Here is a 1535-nt window from a genome sequence, read left to right as displayed (position 1 = left end):
GGTTTTACTTTTTTTAATAGCTCCATGGTTAACAAAATATCCTCTTCACCAACAGCGTTCTTCTTGGTTTTGCCTGTTTCGTAAAAAGGCAAAGCCTGGAAATGGATATTACTATCCGGCACGCCTGAGAACCTCGCACCCGAGATCGCTTCCGTTTTGCGGATAAAACCTTTCACGTTGCGGATCTCCTGGGTATCTATCTGGTTAGGTAATTTATTCTCGATAAAGTGGCGCATTTCGCCGTAAAGTTTTTTCAGTTCACCCGCATCCTCACCAACACTTTCCTTAAAATCGATAGCGAATTCTACATAGCGTAATACATCATCATCCCAAACGGCGGTATTACCCGATGTTTGATAAGCTACATGTACATCATGCCCCTGATCTACTAAACGGATGAAAGTTCCGCCCATCGAGATCACATCATCATCCGGGTGAGGAGAGAAAACGATAGAGCGCTTCCTTGCCGGCTCAGCACGTTCAGGGCGCTGCGAATCATCCGCCCCCGGCTTACCACCCGGCCAACCGGTGATAGTATGCTGGATCTGGTTAAAAATGTCGATATTGATATTGTAAACCGGGCCCTGCTCCACAGCTAACTGCGCCATGCCATGGTTATTGTAATCCTCTTCGGTCAGTTTTAGTATCGGCTTACCAACAGTACCCGATAACCAGATCACCGCTTTTTTGATCAGCTCATTTTTCCAAACACAATCTTTCACCAGCCATGGGGTATCAAAGCGGGTTAAACCCGATGCAGCCCCTGCATCCAGTACAAACTCCACATGATCGGATAATTGCAGAAAAGTGGCAGGCACTTCACCCGAGATCTCCCCTTCCACAGCTTTACGTACTATGGGTGCTTTCTTGGCGCTCCAGGCCATTAATATAATTTCTCTTGCTTTAAAAATAGTACCCACACCCATGGTGATGGCCTTGGTAGGCACATTTTGCTTGCCCCCAAAGTCGCGGGAAGCATCACGGCGGGTAAGGTCATCCAAAGTCACCAAACGCGTGCCCGAGTTTGGCGCGGAGCCCGGTTCGTTAAAACCGATGTGACCGGTACGACCGATCCCCAATAATTGCAGGTCCAGTCCACCCAGTTCCGAAAGTTGTTTCTCATAATCCAAACAAAAAGCGGCAACGGCATCCTGGTCCAAAGTACCGTCGGGGATATGTACCTTACTTTTATCAATATCCACATGGTCGAAGAGGTTCTCATTCATGAAAGTGACATAGCTTTGCACAGCATCCGGTTTCATGGGATAATACTCATCCAGGTTAAAGGTGATCACATCCTTAAATGACAAACCTTCTTCCTTGTGCAAACGGATCAGCTCGGCATACACGCCAATGGGTGTAACACCGGTAGCCAAACCTAAAACGGTTTGCTGCCCTGCTGCCTGTTTATCCTTAATGAGTTTTGCTATCCTTGCTGCTACCGCCAGCGATGCCGACTTCTGGTCCGCATATACGCTCACCGGCAGCTTCTCGTAACGGGTCTCTTCCAGTAAATTTAATCTTGCCATAAAAAT

General features: G+C 47.6%; 1 protein-coding gene. It reads right to left on the bottom strand.

The genetic code is table 11. From position 1 onward, the window contains the following. Positions 1 to 1529, bottom strand: a 1529-nt coding sequence (nagB, locus tag EPL05_RS21720) for a glucosamine-6-phosphate deaminase (RefSeq protein WP_128536097.1), incomplete at its 3' end; no start/stop codon positions are given. Between the last annotated feature and the right edge of the window lie 6 nt (positions 1530 to 1535).

The organism is Mucilaginibacter gilvus, from assembly GCF_004054195.1.
Lineage (GTDB): Bacteria > Bacteroidota > Bacteroidia > Sphingobacteriales > Sphingobacteriaceae > Mucilaginibacter > Mucilaginibacter gilvus.
This window is presented reverse-complemented; position numbering and strand designations above follow the sequence as displayed.